29 protein-coding genes are annotated in these 24,416 nt (G+C 66.0%); 16 read left to right on the top strand and 13 right to left on the bottom strand.

Annotated elements, in window-relative coordinates; genetic code table 11:
* Positions 1 to 7: 7 nt before the first annotated feature.
* Both FGL25_RS09795 and rnr read right to left on the bottom strand, forming a co-directional pair.
* Entirely contained in the window at positions 8 to 715 is a 708-nt protein-coding gene (locus tag FGL25_RS09795) for an NUDIX hydrolase (protein WP_088411433.1), read from the bottom strand.
* Positions 712 to 3,027, bottom strand: coding sequence for a ribonuclease R (rnr, locus tag FGL25_RS09790; RefSeq protein ID WP_138141598.1), 2,316 nt, complete (start codon positions 3,025 to 3,027; stop codon positions 712 to 714). Before rnr ends, FGL25_RS09795 begins: the two co-directional genes overlap by 4 nt.
* A 112-nt stretch (positions 3,028 to 3,139) precedes the next feature.
* On the opposite strand from rnr, the gene FGL25_RS09785 reads away from it, so the two are divergent.
* From FGL25_RS09785 to FGL25_RS09775, 3 genes are read left to right on the top strand one after another with little or no spacing between them, the layout of a single operon-like run.
* Positions 3,140 to 4,543, top strand: coding sequence for a pyridoxal-phosphate dependent enzyme (locus FGL25_RS09785; protein WP_138141597.1), 1,404 nt, complete (start codon positions 3,140 to 3,142; stop codon positions 4,541 to 4,543).
* Between the two features lie 4 nt (positions 4,544 to 4,547).
* A complete protein-coding gene (locus tag FGL25_RS09780) occupies positions 4,548 to 5,711 on the top strand; it encodes a cystathionine gamma-synthase (protein ID WP_003164455.1) in 1,164 nt (387 codons plus the stop codon).
* 55 nt (positions 5,712 to 5,766) lie between these two features.
* Entirely contained in the window at positions 5,767 to 7,005 is a 1,239-nt protein-coding gene (locus tag FGL25_RS09775) for a mechanosensitive ion channel family protein (protein WP_138141596.1), read from the top strand.
* A 98-nt stretch (positions 7,006 to 7,103) separates the two neighbouring features.
* On the opposite strand, the gene FGL25_RS09770 is transcribed toward FGL25_RS09775, so the two are convergent.
* The 5 genes from FGL25_RS09770 to FGL25_RS09750 all read right to left on the bottom strand — a co-directional run bounded on the left by FGL25_RS09770 (position 7,104) and on the right by FGL25_RS09750 (position 10,038).
* Positions 7,104 to 7,316 carry a cold-shock protein gene (locus FGL25_RS09770; RefSeq protein ID WP_003164457.1) on the bottom strand — a complete coding sequence of 71 codons (213 nt, stop codon included), beginning with the start codon at positions 7,314 to 7,316 and terminating at the stop codon, positions 7,104 to 7,106.
* 169 nt (positions 7,317 to 7,485) lie between these two features.
* On the bottom strand, positions 7,486 to 7,692 hold the full coding sequence (locus FGL25_RS09765; RefSeq protein WP_003164458.1) for a hypothetical protein: 207 nt from the start codon (positions 7,690 to 7,692) through the stop codon (positions 7,486 to 7,488).
* Between the two features lie 65 nt (positions 7,693 to 7,757).
* Positions 7,758 to 8,462, bottom strand: coding sequence for a TorF family putative porin (locus tag FGL25_RS09760; RefSeq protein ID WP_138141595.1), 705 nt, complete (start codon positions 8,460 to 8,462; stop codon positions 7,758 to 7,760).
* A 35-nt stretch (positions 8,463 to 8,497) separates the two neighbouring features.
* The gene (locus tag FGL25_RS09755) at positions 8,498 to 9,424 is read right to left on the bottom strand and encodes an NAD(P)H-dependent flavin oxidoreductase (protein WP_138141594.1); all 927 of its coding nucleotides are present in this window, start codon (positions 9,422 to 9,424) and stop codon (positions 8,498 to 8,500) included.
* 86 nt (positions 9,425 to 9,510) lie between these two features.
* Positions 9,511 to 10,038, bottom strand: coding sequence for a ClbS/DfsB family four-helix bundle protein (locus FGL25_RS09750; protein ID WP_138141593.1), 528 nt, complete (start codon positions 10,036 to 10,038; stop codon positions 9,511 to 9,513).
* 264 nt (positions 10,039 to 10,302) lie between these two features.
* Here FGL25_RS09750 and queF point away from each other — a divergent pair, with 264 nt between their 5' ends.
* Both queF and FGL25_RS09740 read left to right on the top strand, forming a co-directional pair.
* Positions 10,303 to 10,764 (top strand): preQ(1) synthase, encoded by a 462-nt coding sequence (gene queF, locus FGL25_RS09745; protein WP_138141592.1) that lies wholly within the window; start codon positions 10,303 to 10,305, stop codon positions 10,762 to 10,764.
* A 159-nt stretch (positions 10,765 to 10,923) separates the two neighbouring features.
* Positions 10,924 to 11,681, top strand: a protein-coding gene (locus tag FGL25_RS09740; protein ID WP_099547418.1) for an IS5 family transposase whose coding sequence is annotated in 2 segments (ribosomal slippage) — positions 10,924 to 11,245 and positions 11,245 to 11,681 — 759 coding nt in all. Because the reading frame shifts where the segments join, the coding sequence is not laid out codon by codon here.
* A 9-nt stretch (positions 11,682 to 11,690) separates the two neighbouring features.
* On the opposite strand, the gene FGL25_RS09735 is transcribed toward FGL25_RS09740, so the two are convergent.
* Positions 11,691 to 12,749, bottom strand: coding sequence for a hypothetical protein (locus tag FGL25_RS09735; RefSeq protein WP_138141591.1), 1,059 nt, complete (start codon positions 12,747 to 12,749; stop codon positions 11,691 to 11,693).
* Positions 12,750 to 13,013: 264 nt separating this feature from the next.
* On the opposite strand from FGL25_RS09735, the gene FGL25_RS09730 reads away from it, so the two are divergent.
* The 3 genes from FGL25_RS09730 (at position 13,014) to FGL25_RS09720 (ending at position 15,660) form a co-directional block, all read left to right on the top strand.
* Positions 13,014 to 13,771, top strand: a protein-coding gene (locus FGL25_RS09730; protein ID WP_099547418.1) for an IS5 family transposase whose coding sequence is annotated in 2 segments (ribosomal slippage) — positions 13,014 to 13,335 and positions 13,335 to 13,771 — 759 coding nt in all. Because the reading frame shifts where the segments join, the coding sequence is not laid out codon by codon here.
* A 630-nt stretch (positions 13,772 to 14,401) separates the two neighbouring features.
* On the top strand, positions 14,402 to 15,214 hold the full coding sequence (locus tag FGL25_RS09725; RefSeq protein WP_138141590.1) for a DUF817 domain-containing protein: 813 nt from the start codon (positions 14,402 to 14,404) through the stop codon (positions 15,212 to 15,214).
* A gap of 56 nt (positions 15,215 to 15,270) precedes the next feature.
* The gene (locus tag FGL25_RS09720; protein WP_138141589.1) at positions 15,271 to 15,660 is read left to right on the top strand and encodes a DUF302 domain-containing protein; all 390 of its coding nucleotides are present in this window, start codon (positions 15,271 to 15,273) and stop codon (positions 15,658 to 15,660) included.
* A 6-nt stretch (positions 15,661 to 15,666) separates the two neighbouring features.
* Here FGL25_RS09720 and FGL25_RS09715 read toward each other — a convergent pair whose 3' ends face one another.
* On the bottom strand, positions 15,667 to 16,269 hold the full coding sequence (locus FGL25_RS09715; protein ID WP_138141588.1) for a nitroreductase family protein: 603 nt from the start codon (positions 16,267 to 16,269) through the stop codon (positions 15,667 to 15,669).
* Positions 16,270 to 16,314: 45 nt separating this feature from the next.
* On the opposite strand from FGL25_RS09715, the gene FGL25_RS09710 reads away from it, so the two are divergent.
* The 3 genes from FGL25_RS09710 to FGL25_RS09700 all read left to right on the top strand — a co-directional run bounded on the left by FGL25_RS09710 (position 16,315) and on the right by FGL25_RS09700 (position 18,118).
* Positions 16,315 to 16,944 carry an NUDIX domain-containing protein gene (locus FGL25_RS09710; RefSeq protein WP_138141587.1) on the top strand — a complete coding sequence of 210 codons (630 nt, stop codon included), beginning with the start codon at positions 16,315 to 16,317 and terminating at the stop codon, positions 16,942 to 16,944.
* A gap of 29 nt (positions 16,945 to 16,973) precedes the next feature.
* The gene (cysE, locus tag FGL25_RS09705; protein ID WP_138141586.1) at positions 16,974 to 17,795 is read left to right on the top strand and encodes a serine O-acetyltransferase; all 822 of its coding nucleotides are present in this window, start codon (positions 16,974 to 16,976) and stop codon (positions 17,793 to 17,795) included.
* Positions 17,796 to 17,911: 116 nt separating this feature from the next.
* Positions 17,912 to 18,118, top strand: coding sequence for a DUF3126 family protein (locus FGL25_RS09700; protein ID WP_003164469.1), 207 nt, complete (start codon positions 17,912 to 17,914; stop codon positions 18,116 to 18,118).
* Between the two features lie 80 nt (positions 18,119 to 18,198).
* On the opposite strand, the gene FGL25_RS16865 is transcribed toward FGL25_RS09700, so the two are convergent.
* On the bottom strand, positions 18,199 to 18,654 hold the full coding sequence (locus tag FGL25_RS16865) for a hypothetical protein (protein WP_167493325.1): 456 nt from the start codon (positions 18,652 to 18,654) through the stop codon (positions 18,199 to 18,201).
* 80 nt (positions 18,655 to 18,734) lie between these two features.
* On the opposite strand from FGL25_RS16865, the gene FGL25_RS09690 reads away from it, so the two are divergent.
* On the top strand, positions 18,735 to 19,601 hold the full coding sequence (locus FGL25_RS09690; protein WP_046653689.1) for a 50S ribosomal protein L11 methyltransferase: 867 nt from the start codon (positions 18,735 to 18,737) through the stop codon (positions 19,599 to 19,601).
* Between the two features lie 77 nt (positions 19,602 to 19,678).
* Here FGL25_RS09690 and FGL25_RS09685 read toward each other — a convergent pair whose 3' ends face one another.
* From FGL25_RS09685 to FGL25_RS09675, 3 genes are read right to left on the bottom strand one after another with little or no spacing between them, the layout of a single operon-like run.
* Positions 19,679 to 19,897, bottom strand: coding sequence for a tautomerase family protein (locus FGL25_RS09685; protein WP_003164472.1), 219 nt, complete (start codon positions 19,895 to 19,897; stop codon positions 19,679 to 19,681).
* 13 nt (positions 19,898 to 19,910) lie between these two features.
* Positions 19,911 to 20,288 carry a nuclear transport factor 2 family protein gene (locus FGL25_RS09680; RefSeq protein ID WP_128115416.1) on the bottom strand — a complete coding sequence of 126 codons (378 nt, stop codon included), beginning with the start codon at positions 20,286 to 20,288 and terminating at the stop codon, positions 19,911 to 19,913.
* Positions 20,285 to 20,902, bottom strand: a complete 618-nt coding sequence (locus tag FGL25_RS09675; protein ID WP_138141585.1) for a glutathione binding-like protein — start codon at positions 20,900 to 20,902, stop codon at positions 20,285 to 20,287. The genes FGL25_RS09680 and FGL25_RS09675 overlap by 4 nt, the downstream gene beginning before the upstream one ends.
* Before the next feature lie 117 nt (positions 20,903 to 21,019).
* On the opposite strand from FGL25_RS09675, the gene FGL25_RS09670 reads away from it, so the two are divergent.
* From FGL25_RS09670 to FGL25_RS09655, 4 genes are all read left to right on the top strand, one after another.
* Positions 21,020 to 21,388, top strand: a complete 369-nt coding sequence (locus FGL25_RS09670) for a winged helix-turn-helix transcriptional regulator (RefSeq protein WP_046653684.1) — start codon at positions 21,020 to 21,022, stop codon at positions 21,386 to 21,388.
* Positions 21,389 to 21,498: 110 nt separating this feature from the next.
* On the top strand, positions 21,499 to 23,322 hold the full coding sequence (locus tag FGL25_RS09665) for an aminopeptidase P family protein (protein WP_138141584.1): 1,824 nt from the start codon (positions 21,499 to 21,501) through the stop codon (positions 23,320 to 23,322).
* A 4-nt stretch (positions 23,323 to 23,326) separates the two neighbouring features.
* A complete protein-coding gene (locus FGL25_RS09660; RefSeq protein WP_046653680.1) occupies positions 23,327 to 23,698 on the top strand; it encodes a CidA/LrgA family protein in 372 nt (123 codons plus the stop codon).
* Complete coding sequence (locus FGL25_RS09655; RefSeq protein WP_138141583.1) at positions 23,695 to 24,387, top strand: LrgB family protein; 693 nt, start codon at positions 23,695 to 23,697, stop codon at positions 24,385 to 24,387. Before FGL25_RS09660 ends, FGL25_RS09655 begins: the two co-directional genes overlap by 4 nt.
* Positions 24,388 to 24,416 lie beyond the last annotated feature (29 nt).

Raw genomic sequence — 24,416 nt, 5'->3', positions numbered from 1 at the left:
CGCTGCGTCAGTCCTGATGGTCGATGACGTGGCGACCGCGCACCATGTGCACGAAGGGCAGGGGGCGTTGCGGCGTCTCCAGCCGCTCGGCGACCTCGCCCAGCACGAAGCGGGTGATGGCGGGCAGGTCCAGGCTTCGCGCTTCGTCCAGCGGAATCCAGGCGATCTCGTCCAGTTCGCCTGAGCCTTCGATCCGATCGGGATCGCGCAGGGCCTCGACCGGGGCCATGAAGAAGCGGGCGTCGAAACGTCGGGTGCGGCCCGGCGGCGTGATGGCGCGCGCCACATAGGACAGGACCGACAGATCGGGCAGGGCGCCGGCTTGGCGATAGTCCCGCCACGGTCCGGCGACCGAGGCGGCCGGCGCGGCGCGGCCCAGGATCAGCCCGGTTTCCTCAAAGGTCTCGCGCACGGCGGCCAGGGCCAGGGCGCGGGCGCGGCGGGCGGGCATCTCCGCCTGCAATCGTCGCGCGGCGTCATGCGACAGGGCGCCGTCGTCGGCGGCGTTGAAGTCCGCCCGCTCGATACGTCCGCCCGGAAACACCCACTTCGACGCCATGAAGACGTGGCCCGGCGCCCGGCGGCCCATCAGCACCTCAGGACGCCTGGCGTCGCGGGTCAGGATCAGGGTCGCCGCGTCCTTGGGACGTTGAGCGCCGCCGACACGCGGCGCGTCGGCCAGGTCTTGGGCTGCGTCGAAGGGGAGGGGCTTCACCGCCGCTTGCCCTTTCGGACGCCTTTCAGGCCGCCAGAGGGCTTGGCGCCGTTGCGGGGCTTGGGACCGCCGGGGCGGCCTTTGCCGCGCTTGGGCGGGCCGTCTCCCCCGCGTCCGCGCATGCCGTAGCGCGGGGCCGGAGCGTTGGGATCGCGCGGATCGGGTTCCGACAGCATTTCCAGCACCAGACCGCCGGTGACGGGCGTGGCCTCCATCAGCCGCACCTCGACGCGGCGGCCCAGCGGGAACCGCTTGCCGGTGCGCTCGCCGACCAGGGCGTGGGCGCGGTCGTCGTGGGTGAAATATTCGTCGCCCAGCGTTGAAACCGGCACCAGGCCGTCAGCGCCCGTCTCGTCCAGTCGGATGAACAGGCCGAAGCGGGTGACGCCGGTGATGCGGCCGGTGAAGGTCGCGCCGACGTGCTCCTCAAGGAAGGCGGCGATGTAGCGATCCATTGCATCGCGCTCGGCGGCCATGGAGCGGCGCTCGGTCTCGGTGACGTGTTCGGCGATGCCGCCCAGTTCGGCGATCTCGCGGTCGGTCAGGCCGTCCGATCCCAGCTTCAGCCCCCGGATCAGCCCGCGATGGACGATCAGGTCGGAATAGCGCCGGATGGGCGAGGTGAAGTGGGCGTAGCGGTCCAGATGCAGACCGAAGTGGCCGACGTTCTCGGGGCTGTAGATGGCCTGCATCTGGGTGCGCAGGACGACTTCGTTGACGACCTCGGCGTGCGGAGTGTCGCGGGTCTCTTCCAGCAGCTTGTTGAAGCGCTTGGTGTTCGGCGCCTCGCCCTTGTTCCAGGGCTTGCCGATGGTGTGCAGGAAGTCGGCCAGGTTGAAGATCTTCTCCTGGCTGGGCGTATCGTGGACGCGATAGATCAGCGGCGTGTGCGTCTTCTCCAGCGTCTCGGCGGCGCAGACGTTGGCCTGGATCATCATCTCTTCGATCAGGCGGTGGGCCTCCAGCGACTTGCGCGGCTCGATGCCGGCGATGCCGCCGTCGGGCGACATGATGATGCGGCGCTCAGGGCTTTCGATGGCCAGGGGGCTGCGGCGTTCGCGGCCCTTCAGCATCGTGCGATAGGCGTTCCACAGCGGATAGAGGATCGCCTCCATGATCGGCCCGGTGGCGTCGTCCAGCAGGCCGTCGATGGCCGACTGCGCCTGCTCGTAGGACAGCTTGGCGTGGCTGCGCATCAGCCCGCGCGTGAACTTGTGCCCGGTCTTGCGGCCGTCCTTGTCGAAGACCATGCGCACGGCCATGCAGGCGCGGTTCTCGCCCTGCTTCAGGCTGCACAGGCCGTTGGACAGGACTTCCGGCAACATGGGCTCGACCCGGTCGGGGAAGTAGGTCGAGTTGCCCTTGGCCCGCGCCTCGCGGTCCAGCGCCGTATTGGGGCGCACATAGGCGGCGACGTCGGCGATGGCGACCCAGACGATCCAGCCGCCGTCGTTCTTGGGGTCTTCATCACGCTCGGCGTAGACGGCGTCGTCGTGGTCGCGCGCATCGGCGGGGTCGATGGTGATGAAGGGGACGTGGCGCAGGTCTTCGCGCCCCTTCAGCGTCGGGACGGCCTGATCCTCGGCCTCGCGCTCGACGGCCTCGGAGAAGCCGGTCGGCACCCCGTGGGCGTGGATGGCGATGATGGAGGCGGCGCGCGGGTCGTCCTCGCGCCCGATGTTCTCGAGAATCTTGCCGCGCTTGGGACCGTAGCGATGCTCGCCCTTCTCGACGGCGGCCAGCACCAAGTCGCCGTCGCGCAGGTCCGTCGCCTGGGCGGCGGGCACCAGCAGCACGTCCTTGGAGCGCTTGTCGACCGGCTCGACCCGCGTCTCGCGCCCGCCCTTGCGGATGACGCCCAACACGCGGTTGGTTCCGGCGTCCAGCCGCTTGACCAGGCGCGCCTCCCAGCCTTCGACGCCCCGGCTGAACTTGACCAGCAGGCGGTCGCCCATGCCGGGCGCCGGGCCGCGACCCTCGCGGTCGGGCATCAGGACGGCGCGCGGCGCGTCCTCGCTGCTCTTGACCAGTTCGACGTATAGTTCGCCGTCGGCGTCGCGATCCACGACATCGACCACCCCGACGGGGGGCAGGGCGCCGGCTTCGGAAAAGCCCTTGCGGCCGCGCTTGCCCAGGCGGCCCTCGGCCTCAAGCTCCTTCAGCATGTCGCGCAGGGCGCGGCGCTCGGCGCCCTTCAGGCCGAAGGCGCGCGCGATGTCGGCCTTTTCGGCTTCTCCGGCCTCGCGCAGGAAGGCGACGAGGGATTCTTTGTCGGGCAGGCCCGCGACGGGGCGTTTCGGTGTCTTGACCATTGCGCCCTTTCTAACGCGCTTCGCGGCGAAAGGGTGAAAACTTGCATGAGTTGACCGCGAGGGGCGCGACGCCCAGCTTCCCCCTGAAACCCGTGCAACGGAGCCTGCCTTCATGTCGATGACCGACACCCCTGTTCTCAGCCGTCCGGCGAAGACCCTGCTGGACCTGATCGGCAAGACGCCGATGGTCGAGGTGACGCGGATCGACACCGGCCCCTGCCGTCTGTTCCTGAAGCTAGAGAGCCAGAACCCCGGCGGCTCCATCAAGGACCGCATCGCCCTGTCGATGATCGAGGCGGCGGAAAAGCAGGGCTGGCTGAAGCCGGGCGGCACCATCGTGGAAGCCACAGCGGGCAACACCGGCCTGGCCCTGACCCTGGTCGGCAAGCAGAAGGGCTACAACGTCCTGCTGGTCATCCCCGACAAGATGTCGAAGGAGAAGATCCAGCACCTGCGCGCCATGGGCGCCGATGTGCGCCTGACCCGCTCGGACGTGCCGCACGGCCACCCGGAATACTACACCGACATGGCCGAGCGCCTGGCCCAGCAGATTCCGGGCGGCTATTTCGTCAACCAGTTCGCCAACGACGCCAACTCCGAGGCCCACTTCAAGACGACCGGCCCGGAAATCTTCGAACAGATGGACGGCGACATCGACGCCTTCGTCGCCGGGATCGGCTCGGGCGGGACGATCACGGGCAACGCCCGCTATTTCAAATCGCAAGGCTCCAAGGCCCAGATCATTCTGGCCGACCCGGTCGGCTCGGCGCTGGCGGGCCTGATCAACGAGGGCGTGGCCGGGCCGGACGGCAGCTATACCGTCGAAGGCATCGGCCAGAACTTCATGCCCGAGACGACCGATCCCGACCTGATCGACGTCGCCTATTCCATCCCCGACGCTGAGGCGATCGCCACTGTGCGCGAACTGCTGCTGAAGGAAGGCATTCTGGCGGGGTCGTCGTCTGGCACCCTGATCGCCACGGCCCTGCGCTGGTGCCGCGAGCAGACGGAGCCGAAGCGGGTCGTGACCTTCGTCTGCGACACCGGCGCCAAATACCTGTCCAAGGTCTACAACGACGCCTGGCTGGCCGATCAGGGCCTGGCCGAGCGCGAACTGCACGGCGACCTGTCGGACCTGATCAACCGCAAATACGCCGCCGGCGACGTGGTGGTGATCGGGCCGGAGGACACCCTGGACACCGCGTTCAAGCGGATGCGCGGCGACGGCCTGTCGCAACTGCCGGTCATCCAGGACGGCCGCCTGGTCGGCATTCTGGATGAAAGCGACATCGTCCACATCATGAACACCGACGAGATCACCCGTAAGGAGCGTTTCGCCAAGCCGGTCGCCTCGGCCATGACGCGCGATCTGGACACGCTTCAGGTGACGGAGTCGCTGGACGCCCTGATCCCGGTCTTCGATCGCGACCGCGTCGCCATCGTGCTGGACGGCGAGACCTTCGTCGGCCTGATCACCCGCACCGACCTGATCAACCACCTCAGCCTGAACCGGTAAGCCTATGTCTGAACTGAAGAACCGCCAGGGCTTTTCGACGCGCGCCATCCATGCGGGCCAGCAGCCGGACCCGACGACGGGCGCGGTGATGACGCCGATCTACGCCACCTCGACCTACGCCCAGGAAAGCCCCGGCGTGAACAAGGGCTATGAATACGCCCGCGGCAAGAACCCGACGCGCGAGGCGTTCGAGGCCTGCATCGCCGATCTGGAGGGTGGGGTTCAGGCCTTTGGCTTCGGCTCGGGCATGGCGGCGACCTCGACGGCGCTGGAACTGCTGGACGCCGGCTCGCACATCATCACCGGCGACGACCTGTACGGCGGTTCGTGGCGGCTGTTCGAGCGGGTGCGCCGTCGCTCGATGGGGCTGGACTTCAGCTACATCGACCTGACCGACCTGGCGGCGGTCGAGGCGGCGATCACCGACAAGACGCGGATGCTGTGGGTCGAGACCCCGACCAATCCGCTGATGAAGCTGGCCGACATCGAGGCCCTGTCGAAGATCGCCAAGGCGCACAAGCTGATCCTGGTCGTCGACAACACCTTCGCCACGCCCTGGAGCCAGCAGCCGCTGGCCTTGGGCGCCGATGTGGTCATGCACTCGGCGACCAAATATCTGAACGGCCACTCCGACATCGTCGGCGGGGTTCTGGTCGCCAAGGACGCCGAGATGGCGGCCCAGCTGAAGTTCCTGCAGAACTCGATCGGCGGCGTCATGGGGCCGTTCGACGCCTTCCTGGCCAACCGGGGGCTGAAGACCCTGGGCCTGCGCATGAAGGCGCACAATGAGAACGCCCTGGCGGTGGCCCGTTGGCTGGAAGACCGGGCAGGGGTCGCCAAGGTCATCTATCCGGGTCTGGTCAGCCACCCGCAGCACGAGCTGGCCGCGCGCCAGATGAACGGCCGCTTCGGCGGTATGGTCACGGTGCTGATCGACGGCGATCTGGAGCGCACCAAGCGTGTGCTGGAGCGGGTGCAGGTCTTCACCCTGGCGGAGTCGCTGGGCGGCGTCGAAAGCCTGGTGAACCACCCGGCTATCATGACCCACGCATCCGTGCCCAAAGAGGTGCGTGAGGCGGGCGGCGTCACCGACAACCTGATCCGCCTGTCGGTCGGGGTCGAGGACATCGACGACCTGATCGCCGATCTGGATCAGGCCATCGGCTGAGGCTGATTGAGGCGCCGGGGTTCAAATCCCCGGCAGCCCTGCCTAGGCTGGGCCCATGTTTGATTTCATCGCCATGCGTGATCGCCTGGCGGAGTTCCCGACAGCGGAGATGCTGATCGGGCTCTGTCTTCTCGTCATAGTCGCCTTTATCGCGGACTTTGTGGTCCGCCGCATCCTGACCCGGTTGATCCTGCGGATCGTCGGGCGGGCGGTGCATGATCTCGACGTGCTGCTGCGCCCTGTGGTGCGCAGCTTCACCCGCGTCGTTCCGGCTGTCATCATCCATCAGGGCATAGGCGGCGTGCCGCATTTGGCGCCCGGCTTCGTCACCCTGGTCCAGAACGTGGCCGGGGCCTTCATGATCGTGGCCGTGGCCATCGGCATCGGCGCGGGTCTGGACATGGCTAACGCCCTCTACGCCCGCTCGCCGCGCGCGCATCGCCGCAGCATCAAGGGCTATCTGCAGGTTCTGAAGATCGTCATCTACGCCATCGCCACCATTCTGGTGATCGCGGCCCTGATCGACCGATCGCCCTTGCTGTTGCTGTCAGGCCTGGGCGCGCTGGCGGCGGTGCTGATGCTGGTGTTCAAGGACACCATCCTGTCGCTGGTGGCGTCGGTTCAGCTGAACTCCAACGACATGCTGCGCGTGGGCGACTGGATCGAGATGCCCCAGGTCAACGCCGACGGCGACGTCATCGACATCGCCCTGCACACGGTGAAGGTCCAGAACTGGGACAAGACTATCACCACCATCCCAACCTGGCGCCTGATCAGCGAATCCTACCGCAACTGGCGCGGGATGCAGGACAGCGGCGGGCGCCGCATCAAGCGGTCCCTGCTGATCGACCAGACCAGCGCGCGCTTCCTGACCGACGCCGAGCGTGAAAGGATGCGGCGCTTCCTGCTGATCGACGACTACCTGGCCGACAAGAGCGCCGAGATGGCCGACTGGAACGCCAAGCTGGTCGAGGCCGGACGCGACCCGGTCAATATGCGGCGCTCGACCAACATCGGCGCCTTCCGCGCCTATGTTCAGAACTATCTGGAGAACCATCCGCGCATCCGTCAGGACATGACGCTGCTGGTGCGCCAGATGCAGCCGACGGACACAGGGCTGCCGCTGGAGATCTACGCCTTCACCGCCACTGTGGCCTGGGCCGAGTATGAGGCGATCCAGGCGGACATCTTCGATCACCTGCTGGCGATCCTGCCGGAGTTCGATCTGCGCCTGTTCCAGTCGCCCAGCGGGGCGGACTTCGTCCAGCTGCGGCGGCCCTCGCTGGCGGCCTAGGGCGCAAAAAGAAAAGCGCGCAGAGGGCGACCCCTGCGCGCTTTAAATCCTGTCATCGTCGGCCCGTCATTGCTGACGTAGCCGGCGATGGAGCCGGATCAGCCTTCGGTCTTCAGTTGACCAGCCGATTCCTTGCCCGAGCGACGGTCGCGCTCGATTTCGTAGGAAACCTTTTGGTTTTCGTCCAGGCCGCGCAGGCCGGCTTGCTCGACAGCCGAGATGTGGACGAAGACGTCCTTGCCGCCGTCATCCGGCTGGATGAAGCCGTAGCCCTTGGTGGAGTTGAACCATTTAACAGTGCCGGTAGCCATTTTCAGGACCTCCGCTAGAAGTTGGCCTCAGAGAACGTCCCTGAAGACCTGTCGGGTCTGTATGGATCGGCTTAGACCTCGGTGCGCGGGGCAGAAGGCAGAGCGTGACGCAGAGAGATCGACCCCTCTAAGGTGGACGCTCCGGTGTCCTAATGCAAGAGCCGGGGCGTCAGGGCTCGGCCGTTTCCGGCGGGGAGACCCAGTTCTCCTGACACAGCTTGCGCAGGGCCGAGGTGATGGTCGAGCCGTAGAGCGCATCCTGAATCCGCTCATAGCCCTCCATCTTCAGGGCCTGTTTGACGTCGCCCACCGTCCGGCAGCCGCCGCTTTCGGCCAGTTGATACGCACGTTCCAAAGTCGTCGGTCGAAAAGTCATGACCGTAGCCTAGGCCCTTTCGGGCCAAAGGTGAAACCGGGCGCCCGAAACGCGCCGCGCCCGGATCAGAAGGAAACGCTGATCCCGGCGACCAGGGCGTCGGCGTACTGTTCGCCAGGAACCTTGGCGTTGGTGCCGTGCCAGCGCAGATCGGCCTCCAGATTGCGGGTCAGGGCGTAGGATGCGCCGATGTTGTAGCCGGTGTAGTCGACGCTGTTGTCCTGCTCGCGGCGGCCGATCTCGGCCGAGACGTTCAGCTTGTCGGTGAAGTCCCAGCCGCCGCGCACCGCGACCCAGGTCCAGGCTTTCACCGAACCGGCGCCGTCGGGCGAGTGCTGCAGCCGCAGGCGCGCGCTGGCCGGGCCGATCGACCGCTTCATGTCGGCGGTGAACTCCCAGGCGTTGGCGTCATAGCCGGGGTTGGCGTCCACCCGCCACTTGTGCGCGACGTTCAGGTCGAAGTCGAAGCCGGCCCATTGGGGACGCACGCCGCCGGCCAGTTCGACCTCCAGCTCCGAGCCGCCGCTCTTGATCGTTTCGGCGGCGGGGCTGACGTAGAAGAGGCCGCTGTCGCTTTCCCATTCCGCCGCGCCCCAGACGAAGGGATCGCCGTCCGACTTGGAGGCGTCCTTGGAGCGGTTGTCGCTGGCGGCGCCGGCGCTGAAGCTCCAGCGGCCGGGCATGTCCTGCGCCTGAGCGGCCGAGGCCATGATCAGGAGCGGGGCGGTCGCCAGGACGGTCGTCTTCAGGGCGGTCGTCAGGATGCGCATGGTCGGCCTCGATAGGGGAGTGTCGAGGTCGCTTCCTAGAGGCGCTTCTTGTCGAATTTATCACAAGCTTGCGAAAACTCGTCCGTCAGCCGAGCGACAAGCTGAGCCGTTGTCGGCACGTCGTGGACGGCGCCTGACCCCTGGCCCGCCGACCAGATGGTCTTCCAGGCCTTGGCCTCCTCGCCCATGTCCAGCTTGTGCTCGGGCAGGGATTTGGGGTCGATCTTGTTCTCGACCAGGGAGGGGGTCAGGAAGTTGGCCGGAATGCCCGACACGGCGGGCGTATAGGTGATGTCGGCCGAACCCGACTGGACGATCAGCTCCTTGTAGTGGGGCTGGGCCGCGCTCTCGGTCGTGGCGATGAAGCGGGTGCCCATATAGGCGAAGTCCGCGCCCATCATCAGCGCCGCCGCCACGTCCTGGCCGGTCGAGATGCAGCCCGCCAGGATGATGGTCCCGTCAAAGAAGCCGCGCACCTCATTGATCAGGGCGAAGGGGTTCACCACGCCCGCGTGCCCGCCCGCGCCGTTGGCGACCAGGATCAGCCCATCGACGCCCGCCTCGGCCGCCTTGCGCGCATGACGCACATTGGCGATGTCGTGGAAGACCACGCCGCCATAGCCGTGCACCGCATCCACCACGTCGCGCACGGCGCCGAGCGAGGTGATGATCAGCGGCACCTTCTCCTCGACCGAAACCATTATGTCGGCCATCAGGCGCGAGTTGGTCGGGTGGATGATGTGGTTGACGCCGAAGGGGGCGGCGTCGGGCTTCAGCCGCGACTTGATCTCGTGCAGCCACTCCCGATAGCCCTCGGTCGTGCGCTGGTTCAGCGAGGGGAAGGTGCCGATCACGCCCGCATTGCAGGCCTCGACTACCAGATCCGGCCCGGACACCAGGAACATGGGCGAGGCGATCACCGGCAGCTTCAGGCCGGACTGCAGGGAAGCGGGAATGGCCACGGGTCGTCTCTCCTGAAGGGATAGGTTGTTTTAGGCCACGCTAACCGGGTGTCGTCGGGGAAGGCAATGCGGTTCGGCTCCCCCCGTCAGGCGCAGGCCGCCGAGGCCTGTATCGCCCTGAGCCGCTTTCTGAGCCGGGCGCGCGCATTAGCGTAGGGAGAGGACGTGTTGAACTGGATCATCCGCCCCATGGTCCATTTCCCGTCGACCCAGCAGCGCCCGTACAAGGTGTCGTCCGAACGGCTTTCGATCTCTGATACGATGCGGCTCTTGGCGGCCTCCAGCCGCTGGAGGAGGGCCGGATAGGGCAGGGCCTCATAGTCGCGATAGAATTTCTGGGCGAGGCGACCCAGTTCGCTCCACTTGAACCCGGTTTCCGGGAAGTCGACGGGCAGACCGGCCTTGTCGCGGTCCAGCCATTTGAGAACCAGCTCGTTCCATCCGATCAGATAGGAGACGAGGTTGGCGATGCTCATGCGCGTTCCGGCAGCGTGACCGTCCAGGCCGCAGTCGTCCGCCAGGTCGAGCGGAACCGCACGCAGGTCAGTCATCAGCTTGTCGAAGCTGACCTCGATCGCGCTCAACAACTCGGTCTTGCTCTGTGGGACGGCCATGATCCCGATCCTTTCCGCTTGACGTCGAGCGATCGACCGATCCGGCGACGCGCGCATTGATCTTCAGCAATCGAGGTCCGCGACGGCGCGCCGGTCTCGAGAAAAAACAGAGTCCAATTCGTCTGAATCGTCTGAAATCCCCCGGCGCCGGACGGCCGCTCTCCCCTCGGCCGCAGGGCAGTCTAGCACAGGTGCGACAGGCGGATGGCCGATTGCGGCGGGGGCGGCGTTTTCTTTGGCGGGCCGAACGCCTAAATGGCGGGCATGACGCATTATACCGACAGCCTCAGCCAACTCGGCGTCCAGACCGCCGCCCCGACCAACCCGGAAGAGGCGGTGCTGGAGCGCGTGTCCAATCCGCACGCCGACACCCTCTATGTGGCGCGCTTCACCGCGCCGGAGTTCACCAGCCTGTGCCCGGTGACGGGCCAGCCCGACTTCGCCCACATCGTCATCGACTATGTGCCCGGCGACTGGCTGGTCGAGAGCAAGAGCCTGAAGCTGTACCTGACCAGTTTCCGCAACCACGGCGCCTTCCACGAGGACTGCACCGTCGCCATCGGCAAGCGCCTGGCCGAGCTGCTGCAACCGAAATGGCTGCGCATCGGCGGCTATTGGTATCCGCGCGGCGGCATCCCCATCGACGTCTTCTGGCAGACAGGCGCGCCGCTGGAGGGCGTGTGGCTGCCGGATCAGGGCGTGGCGACGTATCGCGGGCGGGGGTGAGGGGGCTTGTCTCCCATGTTTTTATAATGTCGCTGCAGCGCCCTGACTAAAGGCGCTCAGACCGCTTGATCGGGCTCGAGCCAAGTTCTCTGGTCGTAGGCTCAGGACCCATTGAATTGCGGCGTGCGATCTGATTCAGGCTCCTGAGGAGTCTGGATTATGAGCGATCTTTATTGGCTGACGGACGAGCAGATGGCTCGGCTGGAGCCCTATTTCCCTAAGAGCCACGGCAAACCTCGGGTGGATGATAGACGGGTGTTGAGCGGGATCATCTTCGTCAACCGCAACGGCCTGCGCTGGCGCGATGCGCCGCCAGCCTACGGGCCTCACAAGACGCTCTACAATCGCTGGAAGCGGTGGAGCGAGGCTGGCGTCTTCGTTCGGATGATGGAGGGCCTGTCTGGCGCACAGGCCGAGCGCCGGACCGTCATGATCGATGCCACCTATCTAAAGGCGCACCGTACGGCTTCGAGCCTGCGGGTAAAAAAGGGGGCCTCGGGCGACTGATCGGACGGACCAAAGGCGGGATGAATACCAAGCTGCACGCCGTCACCGATGCGAATGGACGCCCCATTAGCCTGTTTGTGACGGCTGGTCAGGTCAGCGACTACACCGGCGCGGCGGCTCTTCTGGATAGTCTACCCCGAGCCCAGTGGCTGCTGGGCGATAGGGGCTATGACGCGGATTGGTTCAGGGACGCCTTGGAAGCCAAGGGGATCACACCTTGCATCCCCGGACGTAAAACCCGCACCGAGCCCATCCGGTATGACAAGCGCAGATACAAACGACGCAACCGCATCGAAATCATGTTCGGTCGTCTGAAAGACTGGCGACGCGTTGCCACGCGTTATGATCGGTGCCCGAACGTCTTCCTCTCCGCCATAGCCCTCGCCGCTACAGTGCTCTTTTGGCTATGAGTCCTGAGCCTAGAGATCGACCAATCCAATCTGCAGGGCGTTCAGGTCAGTTTGGCGCTGATTTCCTCGGATATAGGTCCGAGTCAAAGTGTTGCTTGCCAAATCGTACGTGACTGAAGGCGGCAGATAGTCGCTCAGCTTGTCGGGCATATCCTTCGCAAGCTTGGGTAAGCCGGTGCGGAGTTGGTCGTAGAATAGATCGCCGAGAATCACGTAGGCGCTGCGTCGCTCGATAATCGGCGGTCCGCCGTGCGGTCCCTGAACAGCCAGAATCAAGCGGGTTATGGCCGGGTACCAGCCCTGCATGTTGTCCGTCACTTTGGCTTTGAGGTGCAGTGCGAGCCTTTGTTGGAAGGGGTCGAGCCCTGCGGCCTCGTTCTGATGGAAGGGGAACGTGTCGTGCCAAAGGCCGATGGCGAAGGACCAGAATCTGTCGTCGATACCTTGGAAATCGTTGGCAATGGACTCGAGAAGATCATTCACCATGTTTGCGTAAACTTCGATGATGTTGTCTCTCCATCGATGCTGATCATTTTCCTTGTACAGCTTTCGACGATATTTTGATGGCAATCTTTCCAATGTGGTTCGAATTTGTTGGGCGCGTTCATTTGCTCCACTCGTAAGTGCAATGAGAACGTCGATTTGTATGCCGTCGACAGGAGTCGATCGTAGACTTGTGAACATGCGCTTGTATATGTCAGCTACATCATAGTGGACTGACGGCTGCCAGAAGTTTCGCTGGTTCAGACTGGTATTAAGCAGCATTTTTGCTGCCATATTGAAGCGCTTGACAAGCGGCTGCGTAATCGGCTCGTCGAAACCTATGGAGAGCCAATGAAGTGGGCGATAATTTTCTGCTAGGAAGGCGCTGCTGAAGAGCGCTTCGGCCAATACTGGAGCAGTACTGAATCCGCCAAAGCCGGCTTCCCGTGCTAACATGCTGTCGTTGGATACAATGGCTTGGAGTGCAATTTCCTGGATCAGCCGTTCTGCGGCTGGACACTGGATTTTTTCTTGGTCGATCAATCGTATCAGATGGGCCGCAAGCCACGGAGTGCGTTCGACCATGGTCCGGCATAAGCGATGATCGGACGTAATCATCAACAGGGATTGAGCATATTCGCCATCCTCAACCTGACTCCGGTGAGTGAAGTCGAAGAAGGCAGAAGGCTCCTCGAACCTATCGACGAAGTTGGCGAACTTCGTTAGCCGCACGAAGTTGGCGGCGAGTTCATGCTCCGCGAATTCTACGTGATCGGCTGGCTGGGCTAGGCTCAGGACCCATTGAATTGCGGCGTGCGATCTGATTCAGGCTCCTGAGGAGTCTGGATTATGAGCGATCTTTATTGGCTGACGGACGAGCAGATGGCTCGGCTGGAGCCCTATTTCCCTAAGAGCCACGGCAAACCTCGGGTGGATGATAGACGGGTGTTGAGCGGGATCATCTTCGTCAACCGCAACGGCCTGCGCTGGCGCGATGCGCCGCCAGCCTACGGGCCTCACAAGACGCTCTACAATCGCTGGAAGCGGTGGAGCGAGGCTGGCGTCTTCGTTCGGATGATGGAGGGCCTGTCTGGCGCACAGGCCGAGCGCCGGACCGTCATGATCGATGCCACCTATCTAAAGGCGCACCGTACGGCTTCGAGCCTGCGGGTAAAAAAGGGGGCCTCGGGCGACTGATCGGACGGACCAAAGGCGGGATGAATACCAAGCTGCACGCCGTCACCGATGCGAATGGACGCCCCATTAGCCTGTTTGTGACGGCTGGTCAGGTCAGCGACTACACCGGCGCGGCGGCTCTTCTGGATAGTCTACCCCGAGCCCAGTGGCTGCTGGGCGATAGGGGCTATGACGCGGATTGGTTCAGGGACGCCTTGGAAGCCAAGGGGATCACACCTTGCATCCCCGGACGTAAAACCCGCACCGAGCCCATCCGGTATGACAAGCGCAGATACAAACGACGCAACCGCATCGAAATCATGTTCGGTCGTCTGAAAGACTGGCGACGCGTTGCCACGCGTTATGATCGGTGCCCGAACGTCTTCCTCTCCGCCATAGCCCTCGCCGCTACAGTGCTCTTTTGGCTATGAGTCCTGAGCCTAGGGTAAGGAAATGCGCCACGGCTTGGGCGAAGTTGCGTACCCGACCCGGCCGAGCCCTCAGCGGTAAAACTGAGCCGAAGGCCAGTAACCCATAGGCGACTGCAAACAGGGCTCCGCCCAGCAATTCCCACACGACAGGATAGGCCAGCAGGAAGTCGCGCTGTATCGGTAAGTGCGGCAGTAGGGCTCCTATGAGTACAAATCCCGCACCAACAAATGCCAACGTGAAAATGTACAGGATGCGGATTCGTCGCGCGACAAGGCGCATCCGATAGATGGGTTTGATGAACTGCGGGACTGCGAGCGTAAAGGCGAGCGCAGCCGCTGCTTCACCGATCCCGAAATAGCTGAAAGCTGGATTTGCGGGATCATACGCGCAGAGGCCTAGAGCGGCCATTCCAAGGCAAGCACTACTCACCGATTTTCTCCCGATTTGAGCATGGCTTGCCACACGTTGTAGGGGCCGCTTAGCGTCGTCGTGCTCGTTTCCGACAACCGGCGAAGGCGACGAACATATCTGCAAGCTTAACCACACGTTGCCCAAATTTTTCTGCTTAGTTTTTCCTCATGATCTCATCGTCCTCTCGCCTCCCGCTCGAATCCTGGGGCCGTCGCCTGATGACCCGCGCGGAGGCGTGGGCCGACCGCTCGCGGCTTCGTCGCTACGCCTATGAGTTCCTGTGGTTCGGGCTGAAGCAGGGGTGGGCGTGTCTGTTCGGCGGGGCGATGCTGGCGCTGATCCTGGGGACGTTTCTGTTCTGGCCCGAGGAAGCGCCGCTGGCGCGCTATGACTTTCTGGTGCTGGGGGCGCTGGGGATACAGGCGGCGATGCTGGCCCTGAAGCTGGAGAGCTGGGAGGAGGCGCGGGTCATCTTCCTGTTCCATGTCGCCGGGACGATCATGGAGCTGTTCAAGACCTATCATGGGTCGTGGATCTATCCGGAAGAGTCGGTGCTGAGGATCGGCGCCGTGCCGCTGTTCTCGGGCTTCATGTATGCGGCGGTGGGCAGCTACATCGCGCGGGTGCAGCGCATCTTCCATATCCGGGTGCGGAACTATCCGCCGCTGTGGACGACGTGGGTGCTGGCGGCGGCGATCTACGTCAACTTCTTCGCCCATCACTGGCTGCCGGACGTGCGGCTGGCGCTGTTCGCGGCGACGGGGCTGCTGTTCATGCGGGGGTGGTTCTACTTCACCGCCGACCGGACGCGGCGGTCGATGCCGCTGCTGCTGGGCTATGGGCTGGTGGCGCTGTTCATCTGGTTCGCGGAGAACCTGGGGACGTTCGCGCGGGCCTGGGTCTATCCGGGGCAGGAGGGCGGATGGGAGATGGTCAGCCTGAACAAGCTGGGGGCGTGGTTCCTGCTGATGATCATCTCGGTGGTGCTGGTGACGATCGTGCACCGGCCGGAGGAGGAGCCGCAGGACTGAGGCAACGCCTGCGCTGTCCGGGCGTTTGCTGGGCCTTGGCGACGAAGGAGAGGACCATGGCGACCTATCATTTCAGCAAGACGCTGGACCTGCCGTTCGAGGCGGCGGTGGACGCGACGCGCGAGGCCCTGGGCCAGGAGGGGTTCGGCGTCATCACCGAGATCGACCTGCGCGCCACCTTCAAGGCCAAGCTGGGCGAGGATTTCCGTGCCTATACGATACTGGGGGCCTGCAATCCCAAGCTGGCCTTCGAGGCGCTGGGGCTGGAGGACAAGGTCGGCGCCATGCTGCCGTGCAATGTGGTGGTGCAGGACGCGGGCGGCGGCCGCACCGAGGTCTCGGCCATCGATCCCGTGGCCTCGATGCAGGCGATCGACAATTCCGCGCTCAAGGACAAGGCCGCCGTGGTCGCCGGGAAGCTGAAAGCCGCCGTCGATCGACTTTGACCCGCCTCAGGGCCGCGCCGTCACCTTGTGCTCCAGGTTCGGGCGGGGGCGTTCCAGCGGGGGCTCGGACAGGGAGCCGACGTGGATGAAGCCGGCGATGCTCTCGCCGTCCTCGACGCCGAACAGGGCGACGGCGGCGGGGTCGTAGGAATACCAGTCGGTGATCCAGCTGGCCGAATAGCCCAGGGCGTTGGCCGCGTGCTCCAGGTTCATGCAGACGGCGCCGGCGGACAGCTGCTGCTCCCAGACCGGCACCTTGTGGCCCTGGATCGGGGTCGAGACGACCATGACGGTCAGCGGCGGGTTGGCCAGCTTGGCCAGGGCGGCGATCTCCTTGCCGGTGCGGTTCTGGGTTTCGCCCAGGGCGGCGAGGGCTTCCGACAGGTCGGCGCGGCTGCGCGGGCCCAGGATGACGAAGCGCCAGGGAAACAGCTTGCCGTGGTCCGGCGTGCGGGCGCCCAGCAGCAGCATCTGCTCGATCTCGGCGTCCGAGGGGCCGGGCAGGGCCAGCGACTGGGCCGGGGCCGAGCGGCGCACGGCCAGGCGCGACAGCAGCTCGTCCGAACGGACGGGCAGGGGCAGGGCGGAAGCGAGGTCTGACTGGCTCATGGCCGATAGCTAGGCTTTCGGGGCGCGCTGCGCCATAGCAGGGGCATGAGTCAGATCCGCGACACCAAGCCTCGCTGGGCCGAGGGCCTGCCGGACACGCCGCCGTGGCGCAGTCTGGGGACCAGCGTCCTGGTCGACACGCCGTGGATGCGGGTGACGCGCCACCCGGCGATCGCGCCGACGGGGGCTGACGCCGACTATGTGGTCATGCGGCCGAAGAATGTGGGGACGGGCGTGCTGCCGCTGCATGACGACGGGACGGTCAGCCTGGTCGGGCAGCACCGCTTCGCCCTGATGCGCTATTCGTGGGAGATGCCCGAGGGCGGGGCGCCGGAAGGGGAAGACCCGTTCGAGGCCGTGAAGCGCGAACTGGCAGAGGAGGCGGGACTGACGGCGCAGCACTGGCGCGCGGCGCTGGACGTGGACCTGTCCAACTCCATCACCGACGAGCGGGCGATGACCTGGGTGGCCTGGGGGCTGGAGGCGACCGAGACGGCGCCGGACGAGACCGAGGTCTTTCTGACGGCGCGCGTGCCGTTCCGCGATCTGATGGCCGAGATCGCGCGCGGGGCGGTGCGCGACGGGCTGACGGTGGCGACGGCCTACCGCGCCTACCATATGGCGCGGGAGGGCGAACTGCCGGCCGCGCTGGCGCGCGCCATGTTGGGCGCGTAGGATCGCCGCCTGAAGTCGAAGGAAGCCTGATGGCCAAGCTGGAAGTCGTGCCGAAGCAGCCGGACCTGTGGACGCAACTGCGCGCCGCCGCCGAAGACGCTGCGCGCGAGGAGCCGCGCCTGGCGTCGCAGCTGAACGCCGTCGTCCTGGCGCATGAGGATTTCGCCGGGGCGCTGAGCTTCCAGATCGCGCGCAAGCTGGGCGATGCGGAGCTGGGCGCCATGACGGTGCGTGAGGTGGCGCTGTCGGCCTTCGCCGCCGATCCGGGCATCGTGGCCGCCGCCGAGGCGGACCTGAAGGCGGTGCAGGAGCGCGATCCGGCGATCCGGTCGCTATTGCAGCCCTTCATGTACTTCAAGGGGTTCCAAGCGCTGCAGGCCTGGCGCGTGGCCCACTGGCTGTGGGAACAGGACCGCGACACCCTGGCCTTCCATTTCCAGAGCCGGATTTCGGAGCTGTTCCAGCTGGACATCCACCCGGCGGCGCGGATCGGCTCGGGCGTCTTCCTGGATCACGGCACGGGCATCGTCATCGGCGAGACGGCGGTGATCGGGGACGAGGTGTCCATGCTGCACGCCGTGACCCTGGGCGGGACCGGGGCCGAGCGCGGCGACCGCCATCCGAAGATCGGGCGCGGCGTCCTGCTGGGCGCGGGGGCCAAGGTTCTGGGCAACATCACGGTCGGCGACTACGCCAAGGTGGCGTCCGGCTCGGTGGTGCTGAAGCCGGTGCCGGCGGGCTGCACCGTGGCGGGGGTGCCGGCAAGGCTGGTCAACTGCCCGACCGACGCCACGCCTGCGCGGACCATGGACCATACGCTGTCCGACATCGTCTATGACTTCGTGATCTGAGGGCGGTCGCTGCGCCTGTGGACGCCTGACGCGCGGGCTTCCCAAGGCGGGGCGGCTTCTCTAGGGTCCGCGGCCAACGACATGCGCCTCACCGGCGCCAAAACGAGGCTGACCCCGTGACCGAGAACGACCTGAAGCGCGTCGAGACGCACCTGAAGCGCACCTTCAACCACGGCGGCATCAAGGTGAAGGCCCGCAAGGTCGCCGACTCCGCCGAAGTCTATGTCGATGACGAGTTCATCGGCGTGGTGTTCGAAGATGAGGACGAAGCCGGCTCCTTCATGTTCGAAATGGCCATCCTGGCGGAAGACCTGCCGGAATAAGCCGTCTCAGCCATGAGAATTGAAGAAGGCCGGAGAGGGCGTCCTCTCCGGCCTTCTTTGCGTTTGCGATCAGCCTCTGATCACCAGCCGAACAGACGGGCGAAGAAGCCCTTCTTCTGCGGGGCGGGGGCCTCGACCGGCTTGACCGGCTCGGCGGCGGGCTTGGGCGTCGTCGCCTGAACGGGCGGCTCGACCGGAGCGGGGGCCGCAGCGACGACCGGCTCGGGCTTCGGCGCAGGCTTGGTCTCGGCGATGGGCGCGGGGGCGAGGGAGGCGGCGACCGGCGTCTCGACCGGGGCCGGAGCGGCGGCCTTGGGCGCGGCGGGCTTCTTGGGAGCCGCAGCCTTCTTCGGCGCGGCGGCCTTGGCCGTCTTGGGAGCAGCCGCCTTGGCCGGAGCCTTGGCGGCGGCCTTTCCGGCCTTGGGCTTGGCGTCAGCTTTTGTCGCTGTCGCGCTCGACTTTGCCGCCGGTTTCGGCTTGGAAGCGGCGGAAGCCGCTTTCGCGGCAGGTTTCGTTTCAGACGGTGCTTTGGCCATAAACTCCCCGACCCCTCGTTGGACACGGGCGTAAGGACAAGCCCGCACTGGCGATTCGTCATTATAACGGTGTTTGAGAAATGTCCGAATCCGCAGTTCAGGTGATCGCGCGCGGCGATCGCGCCCCGGCCGAAGCCGCCGCCGCCGCCATCGACGCCAACCCCCTGTTGGAGAACGCGACCTATTCCATCCTGGAAGAGGATGAGGACAAGGAAATCTGGCGCATCGACGCCTTCCCCACGACCGATGAAGAGGCCGAGGGCATCGCCGAAATCCTGCGCGCCACGCCGGGGCTGGAGGTCGTGGTCGAGAAGCTGGCTGACGCCGACTGGCTGGCCATGAGCCTGTCGGGTCTGCCGCCGGTCGAGGCCGGGCGCTTCTTCGTCTACGGCGCGCACGATCAGGGCAAGGTGCCTGAGGGACGGGTCACGCTGAAGATCGACGCGGGCGCCGCCTTCGGCACCGGCCACCACGGCACGACGGTCGGTTGCCTGGAGGCGTTCGACAATCTGCTGAAGACTGAAAGCTTCGAGAAGGTGCTGGACGTGGGCTGCGGCACGGGCGTTCTGGCCATCGCGGCGGCCAGGACAGGGTCGCCTATCGCCGTCGGCACCGACATCGACGAGCCCTCGGCCCGCATCGCCAATGAGAACGCCCAGATCAACGACGCCAAGTGCGAGTTCTATTTCGCCGACGGCCTGAGCGATGCGCGCATCGCCCAACACGCGCCCTACGATCTGGTGTTCGCCAACATCCTGGCCGCGCCGCTGGTGTTCCTGGCGCCCGAGATCGGGGCGGCGCTGAAGTCGGGCGGGGTCGCCATCCTGTCGGGCCTGCTGCGCACCCAGGAGGAGCGGATTCTGGAGGCCTATCTGCCGCTGGGCTTCGTGGTCGAGCAGACGATCCATCATGATGCGTGGAGCGCCCTGCAGCTGCGTAAGAAGTAGGGCGCAACGGCGGTTGTTCGCAAACAAGCGCAGCCCGGCAAAAAAGCCGGGCTGCTTTGTCGCGCGGGCCGGGCGTTCTAGCTCTTCGGCGCGGCGGCGAGGGACTGGCGGTATTCATCGACGGGCAGGCCGCCGACGCCCCAATCCTCCAGCGGCACCTCGTCTATGACCACGAAAGTCACGGCGGGCGGCTTGTCGAGCACCTCGTAAAGAAGGTCGGTGACGCCGGCGATCAACTGCGCCTTCTGTTCTCGTGTGGCGCCTTCGCGGGTGATCCGGATGTTGACGTAAGGCATTGCTGCGGCCCTCCTAGGCTTTGCGTTCGATGATCTGGAAGACCTTGGCGATGATCCGCCACTGGCCGTCGGTGCGCACGAGAGACAGGAAGTCTACGAAGTCCCGGTCGCCGATCGAGCAGCGAACCCGCGCAAGGGCCGTATTGTCGCCGGCCAGCTGAATCTCGTCGATATGATCCCGCCTCGGCTCCTGGCGCGAGGCGGGCGATTGCCGGGCTGCGACGATGGGGAGGTATTCCTCCATGGTGCGGAACAGCAGGGGCGTCTCGTCGGCGGTGGCGTAGATAGCCTGCGGGTGGAAGACCGACGTCAGCTTTTCGACATCGCAGTCGTAGAGGCCGTCGAAGTAGTCCGTGAGCAGGCGCGTGATCTGGGGGAAGGGGGCGGTCATGCGGCGTCCTTCAGCAGGCCTTCCTGCAGCAGGGCGGCCCTTATGGACGCATGGGCGCCCATGCGCGACATGAAGTCGTACAGGCGCGGCCAGCCCTGAAGGCTGAAGCCGATGAAGCCCGTCCAGTTCAGCACGACGAACAGATAGATGTCCGCCACGCTCATTCGATCCCCGAGCAGGTAGGGGCTTTCCTGTCCAAGCATCTGTTCGACCTCGCCGAGGCGTCGTTTGAGCAGGGCCTCGGCCGGCGCCCGGCGTTCGCCCTGCGCCTCGCCATGGAAGAAGGGCGAGAAGGCCTTGTGCAGCTCGGAAGAGATGAAGCTCAGGGCCTCTTGCAGGCGCACGCGATCCCAGCTTCCGGCTGCGGGCGCCAGACGATCGGGCTGCAGGTCGGCCAGATACTGAAGCACAGCCGGGTTCTCGGTGACGACCCGGCCGTCCTTGAGCTCCAGAGCCGGCACATAGCCGCGGGGATTGACGGCGCGATAGTCGCGACCGTCCTCGGTCAGGCCCGCGTCGGTATCGACCCTGATCGCCTCGAACGCCTGGCCGAGTTCGATGAGGACGATCCGGGAGGCGAGCGAACACGCTCCCGGCTTGAAGTAGAGGCGCATGGAAAAGCTCCTGTCTGAAGAGAGGGCAGACCTAGGCGTCGAGGTTTCCATTGCCAATGAAGTTTCCAATGGTTATCGCATTATGGAGTTTCTTCCCGGTAACCGGCGGCTTTCGACATGACCCTCAAGATGCGCAAGAACCGCAGCGCGCCGCCGCCGGAACGATGCGACCTGACCGAATGCATGGCGGTGATCTCGGGAGCCTGGGCGGCGAATGTGATCTGGCATCTGCGCGAAGGCCCGCGGCGGTTCAGCGAGCTTCGCGCCGACATTCCGCCCGTATCCGCCAAGGTGCTGTCCCAGCGTCTGCGCGAGTTGCAGGCGCGGGGCGTTCTGGATCGACGGGTCGTGCCGACCTCGCCGCCTTCGGTCGAATACGCCTTGACGGCGCTGGGCGGCGAACTGATCCCGGCGCTGACGGCCATCGTCGAGGTGGGCCATCGCCTGAAGGCGGCGGCGAAGGATGCGCGGAAAGACGCCGACTGAAGCGCGGACGCCCTGCTTGTTCTGAAGGTCGGGGCGAAAAATCGCGAACGCGGCGGATGGGCCGGAAAGCCGCCTTCTCGCGCCGGACGAGAAGGGTATAAGAGCGACCCATGCGCCAGACATTCGACGAAACCACCGATCCGTCCTTCGGGGCCAAGCACCTGCCTCTGCTCCGCGCCGAAATGGCCAAGCAGGGCCTCGACGGCCTGCTGGTCCCGCACGAGGACGAGCACCAGAACGAATACCTGCCCGACGCCAATGAGCGGCTGGCGTGGGTCAGCGGCTTCACCGGCTCGGCCGGGGCGGGCGTGGTGCTGAAGGACCGGGCGGCGGTCTTCGTCGACGGCCGCTATACGGTGCAGGCCAAGGCCCAGACGGACGAGGCACTGTTCGAGCGTCAGCCGCTGAACAAACTGGCCGACTGGCTGGCGGCCGTGCCGTCGGGCTGGGTGATCGGCTATGATCCGCGCCTGCACAGCCCGGATGCGCTGGCGAGCCTGAAACAGGCCGTCGAGAAGGCCGGGGCGACGCTGAAGGCGGTCGAGGCCAATCCGATTGATCTGGCCTGGGGCGACGCCCGTCCGGCCCAGCCGCAGGCGCCGGTGGTCCCGCATGAGGACCGCTATTCCGGCGAGGACGCCGCGTCCAAGCGCGCCCGCATCGGCAAGGCTATCGCCGACGCCGGGGCCGAAGCCGCCGTGCTGACGGCGCCGTCGTCGCTGGCCTGGCTGTTCAACATTCGCGGCGGCGATGTGATCCGCACGCCGCTGCCGCTGGGGCAGGCGGTGGTGAAGGCCGACGGGACGGCGCGCGTCTTCCTCGACCCGGCTAAGGTGACGAACGAACTGCCCGGCTGGCTGGGCGACGCCGTGACGCTGGAGGCGCCCGAGGCGCTGCCGGGCGCGCTGGACGCCCTGTCGGGGCGCAAGGTTATGATCGACCCGGCCGTGTCCTCGGCCTGGTATTTCGACCGGCTGGAAGCGGCGGACGCCGACATCGTGCGCGGCATGGACCCCTGCGCCCTGCCACGCGCCCAGAAGAACGCCGTCGAGATCGAAGGCAGCCGTCAGGCGCATATCCGCGACGGCGCGGCCCTGACGCGGTTCCTGCACTGGGTGGATACGGTCGCGCAGGAGGATCTGCCGGACGAGCGGGCGGTGGTCGAGGCGCTGGAAGGCTTCCGCGAGGCGACCGGGATGCTGAAGGACCTGTCCTTCGACACCATCGCCGGGGTCGGGCCGAACGGCGCCCTGCCGCACTACAAGCCGGTCGGGGCCAAGATCCGGCCGATGGAGGCGGGCTCGCTGCTGCTGGTGGACGGCGGCGGCCAGTATCTGGACGGGACCACGGACGTGACCCGCACCATGGCGATCGGTCAGGGCACGGCCGATCAGCGCCGGATGTTCACCCTGGTCCTGAAGGGCCACATCGCCATGGCGGTGATCCGCTTTCCCGCCGGGACCAGCGGGCGCCAGCTGGACGCCATTGCGCGCCAGCCGTTGTGGAACGCGGGCTTCGACTTCGACCACGGCACGGGCCACGGCGTCGGGTCGTATCTGGGCGTGCACGAGGGGCCGCAGCGCATCGCGGGCTGGGGCACGGACCAGCCGCTGCTGACCGGCATGATCCTGTCGAACGAGCCGGGCTATTACCGCGAAGGCGAGTGGGGCATCCGCATCGAGACGCTGCAGGTCGTTACGGCGCCGGCCCAGGTTCCGGGCGGCGAGCGGCCGATGCACGGGTTCGAGCAACTGACGCTGGCGCCGCTGGATCGCCGCCTGATCGATACGGCGCTGCTGACGGCGGACGAGCGGGCTTACGTGGACGCCTATCATGCCGAGGTTCTGACCAAGGTCGGGCCTCTGTTGGCGGACGGCGTGCAGAAGGACGAGGCGGCGCTGGAATGGCTGAAGGCGCAGACGGCGCCGCTCTGATCCGATGATCGGCGCCATCGCCCTGCTGCTCGTCTGCCAACTGGCGGGCGAGGTCATCCACCGGCTGACGGGCCTGCCCCTGCCGGGGTCGGTGATCGGCATGGTGCTGCTGCTGGCGTGGCTGGCCCTTGTTCCGCGGGAGCGGCTGACCCTGACCCAGGTGACGGGCTGGCTGACGGCGCACCTGTCAATCATGTTCGTGCCCGCCGCCGTCGGGGTGATGGAGGAAGGGGCGATCCTGTCGCGCTATGGCGTCGGCATCGTCGTGGCAGTTGTGGTCTCGACCCTGCTGACGCTGGCGGTGACGGCGCTGGCGTTCCGCGCCGTGGCCGGACGTGAGCCCGAACCTGATGATAGCGGGGAGGGCGCGTCGTGAGCGGTCCGATCGCGACGCCCCTTTTGTGGCTGGCGGTGACGCTGGCGGTGTTTGAGGCGGCCGACATCCTGTCGCGGCGCAGCGGGCGTCATCCGCTGTGCCATCCGGTGCTGCTGGCGACGCCGGTGCTGATCGGGGTGCTGCTGGCGACCAAGACGCCCTATGCGACATACGCCGAGGCGACGCAGGTGCTGGGCTTTCTGCTGGGACCGGCGGTGGTGGGGCTGGCCGTGCCGATCTGGGCGCAGCGGGCGACGATCCGGCGGTTGGCCAAACCGCTGACCTGCGCCCTGCTGGCGGGGGCCGCGACGGCCATCGTCAGCGCCGTGGGCATCGTCTGGCTGTTCGGCGCGCCCGCAGAGATCATCGCCTCCATCGCCCCGCGCGCCACGACGACGCCGGTGGGGATGGCTGTGGCCTCTCAGTTGGGGGGCATACCGGCTCTGGCGGCGGTGATCGTGCTGATGTCCGGAGTGATCGGGGCGATGACGGCGACGCCGCTGTTGAACCTGCTGAAGATCAGGGACTATCGGGCGCGGGGCTTTGCGGTCGGGGTGTCGGCGCACGGATTCGGCGCGGCGCGGGCGTTTCAGGTGGATCAGACGGCGGGCGCCTTCGCCAGTCTGGGCATGGCGCTGAACGCCGTGGCGACGGCGACCATCCTGTCCATCTTGGCCAGCCTGATCTGAGGCCGCTCCCTTGAAATAAGGCTTTACGG

Origin of the sequence: Brevundimonas vancanneytii (assembly GCF_901421975.1) — a bacterium.
Taxonomy (GTDB): Bacteria; Pseudomonadota; Alphaproteobacteria; order Caulobacterales; family Caulobacteraceae; genus Brevundimonas; species Brevundimonas diminuta.
The sequence above is the reverse complement of the archived record's forward strand: the minus strand, read 5'-3'. Positions and strand labels throughout refer to the sequence as shown.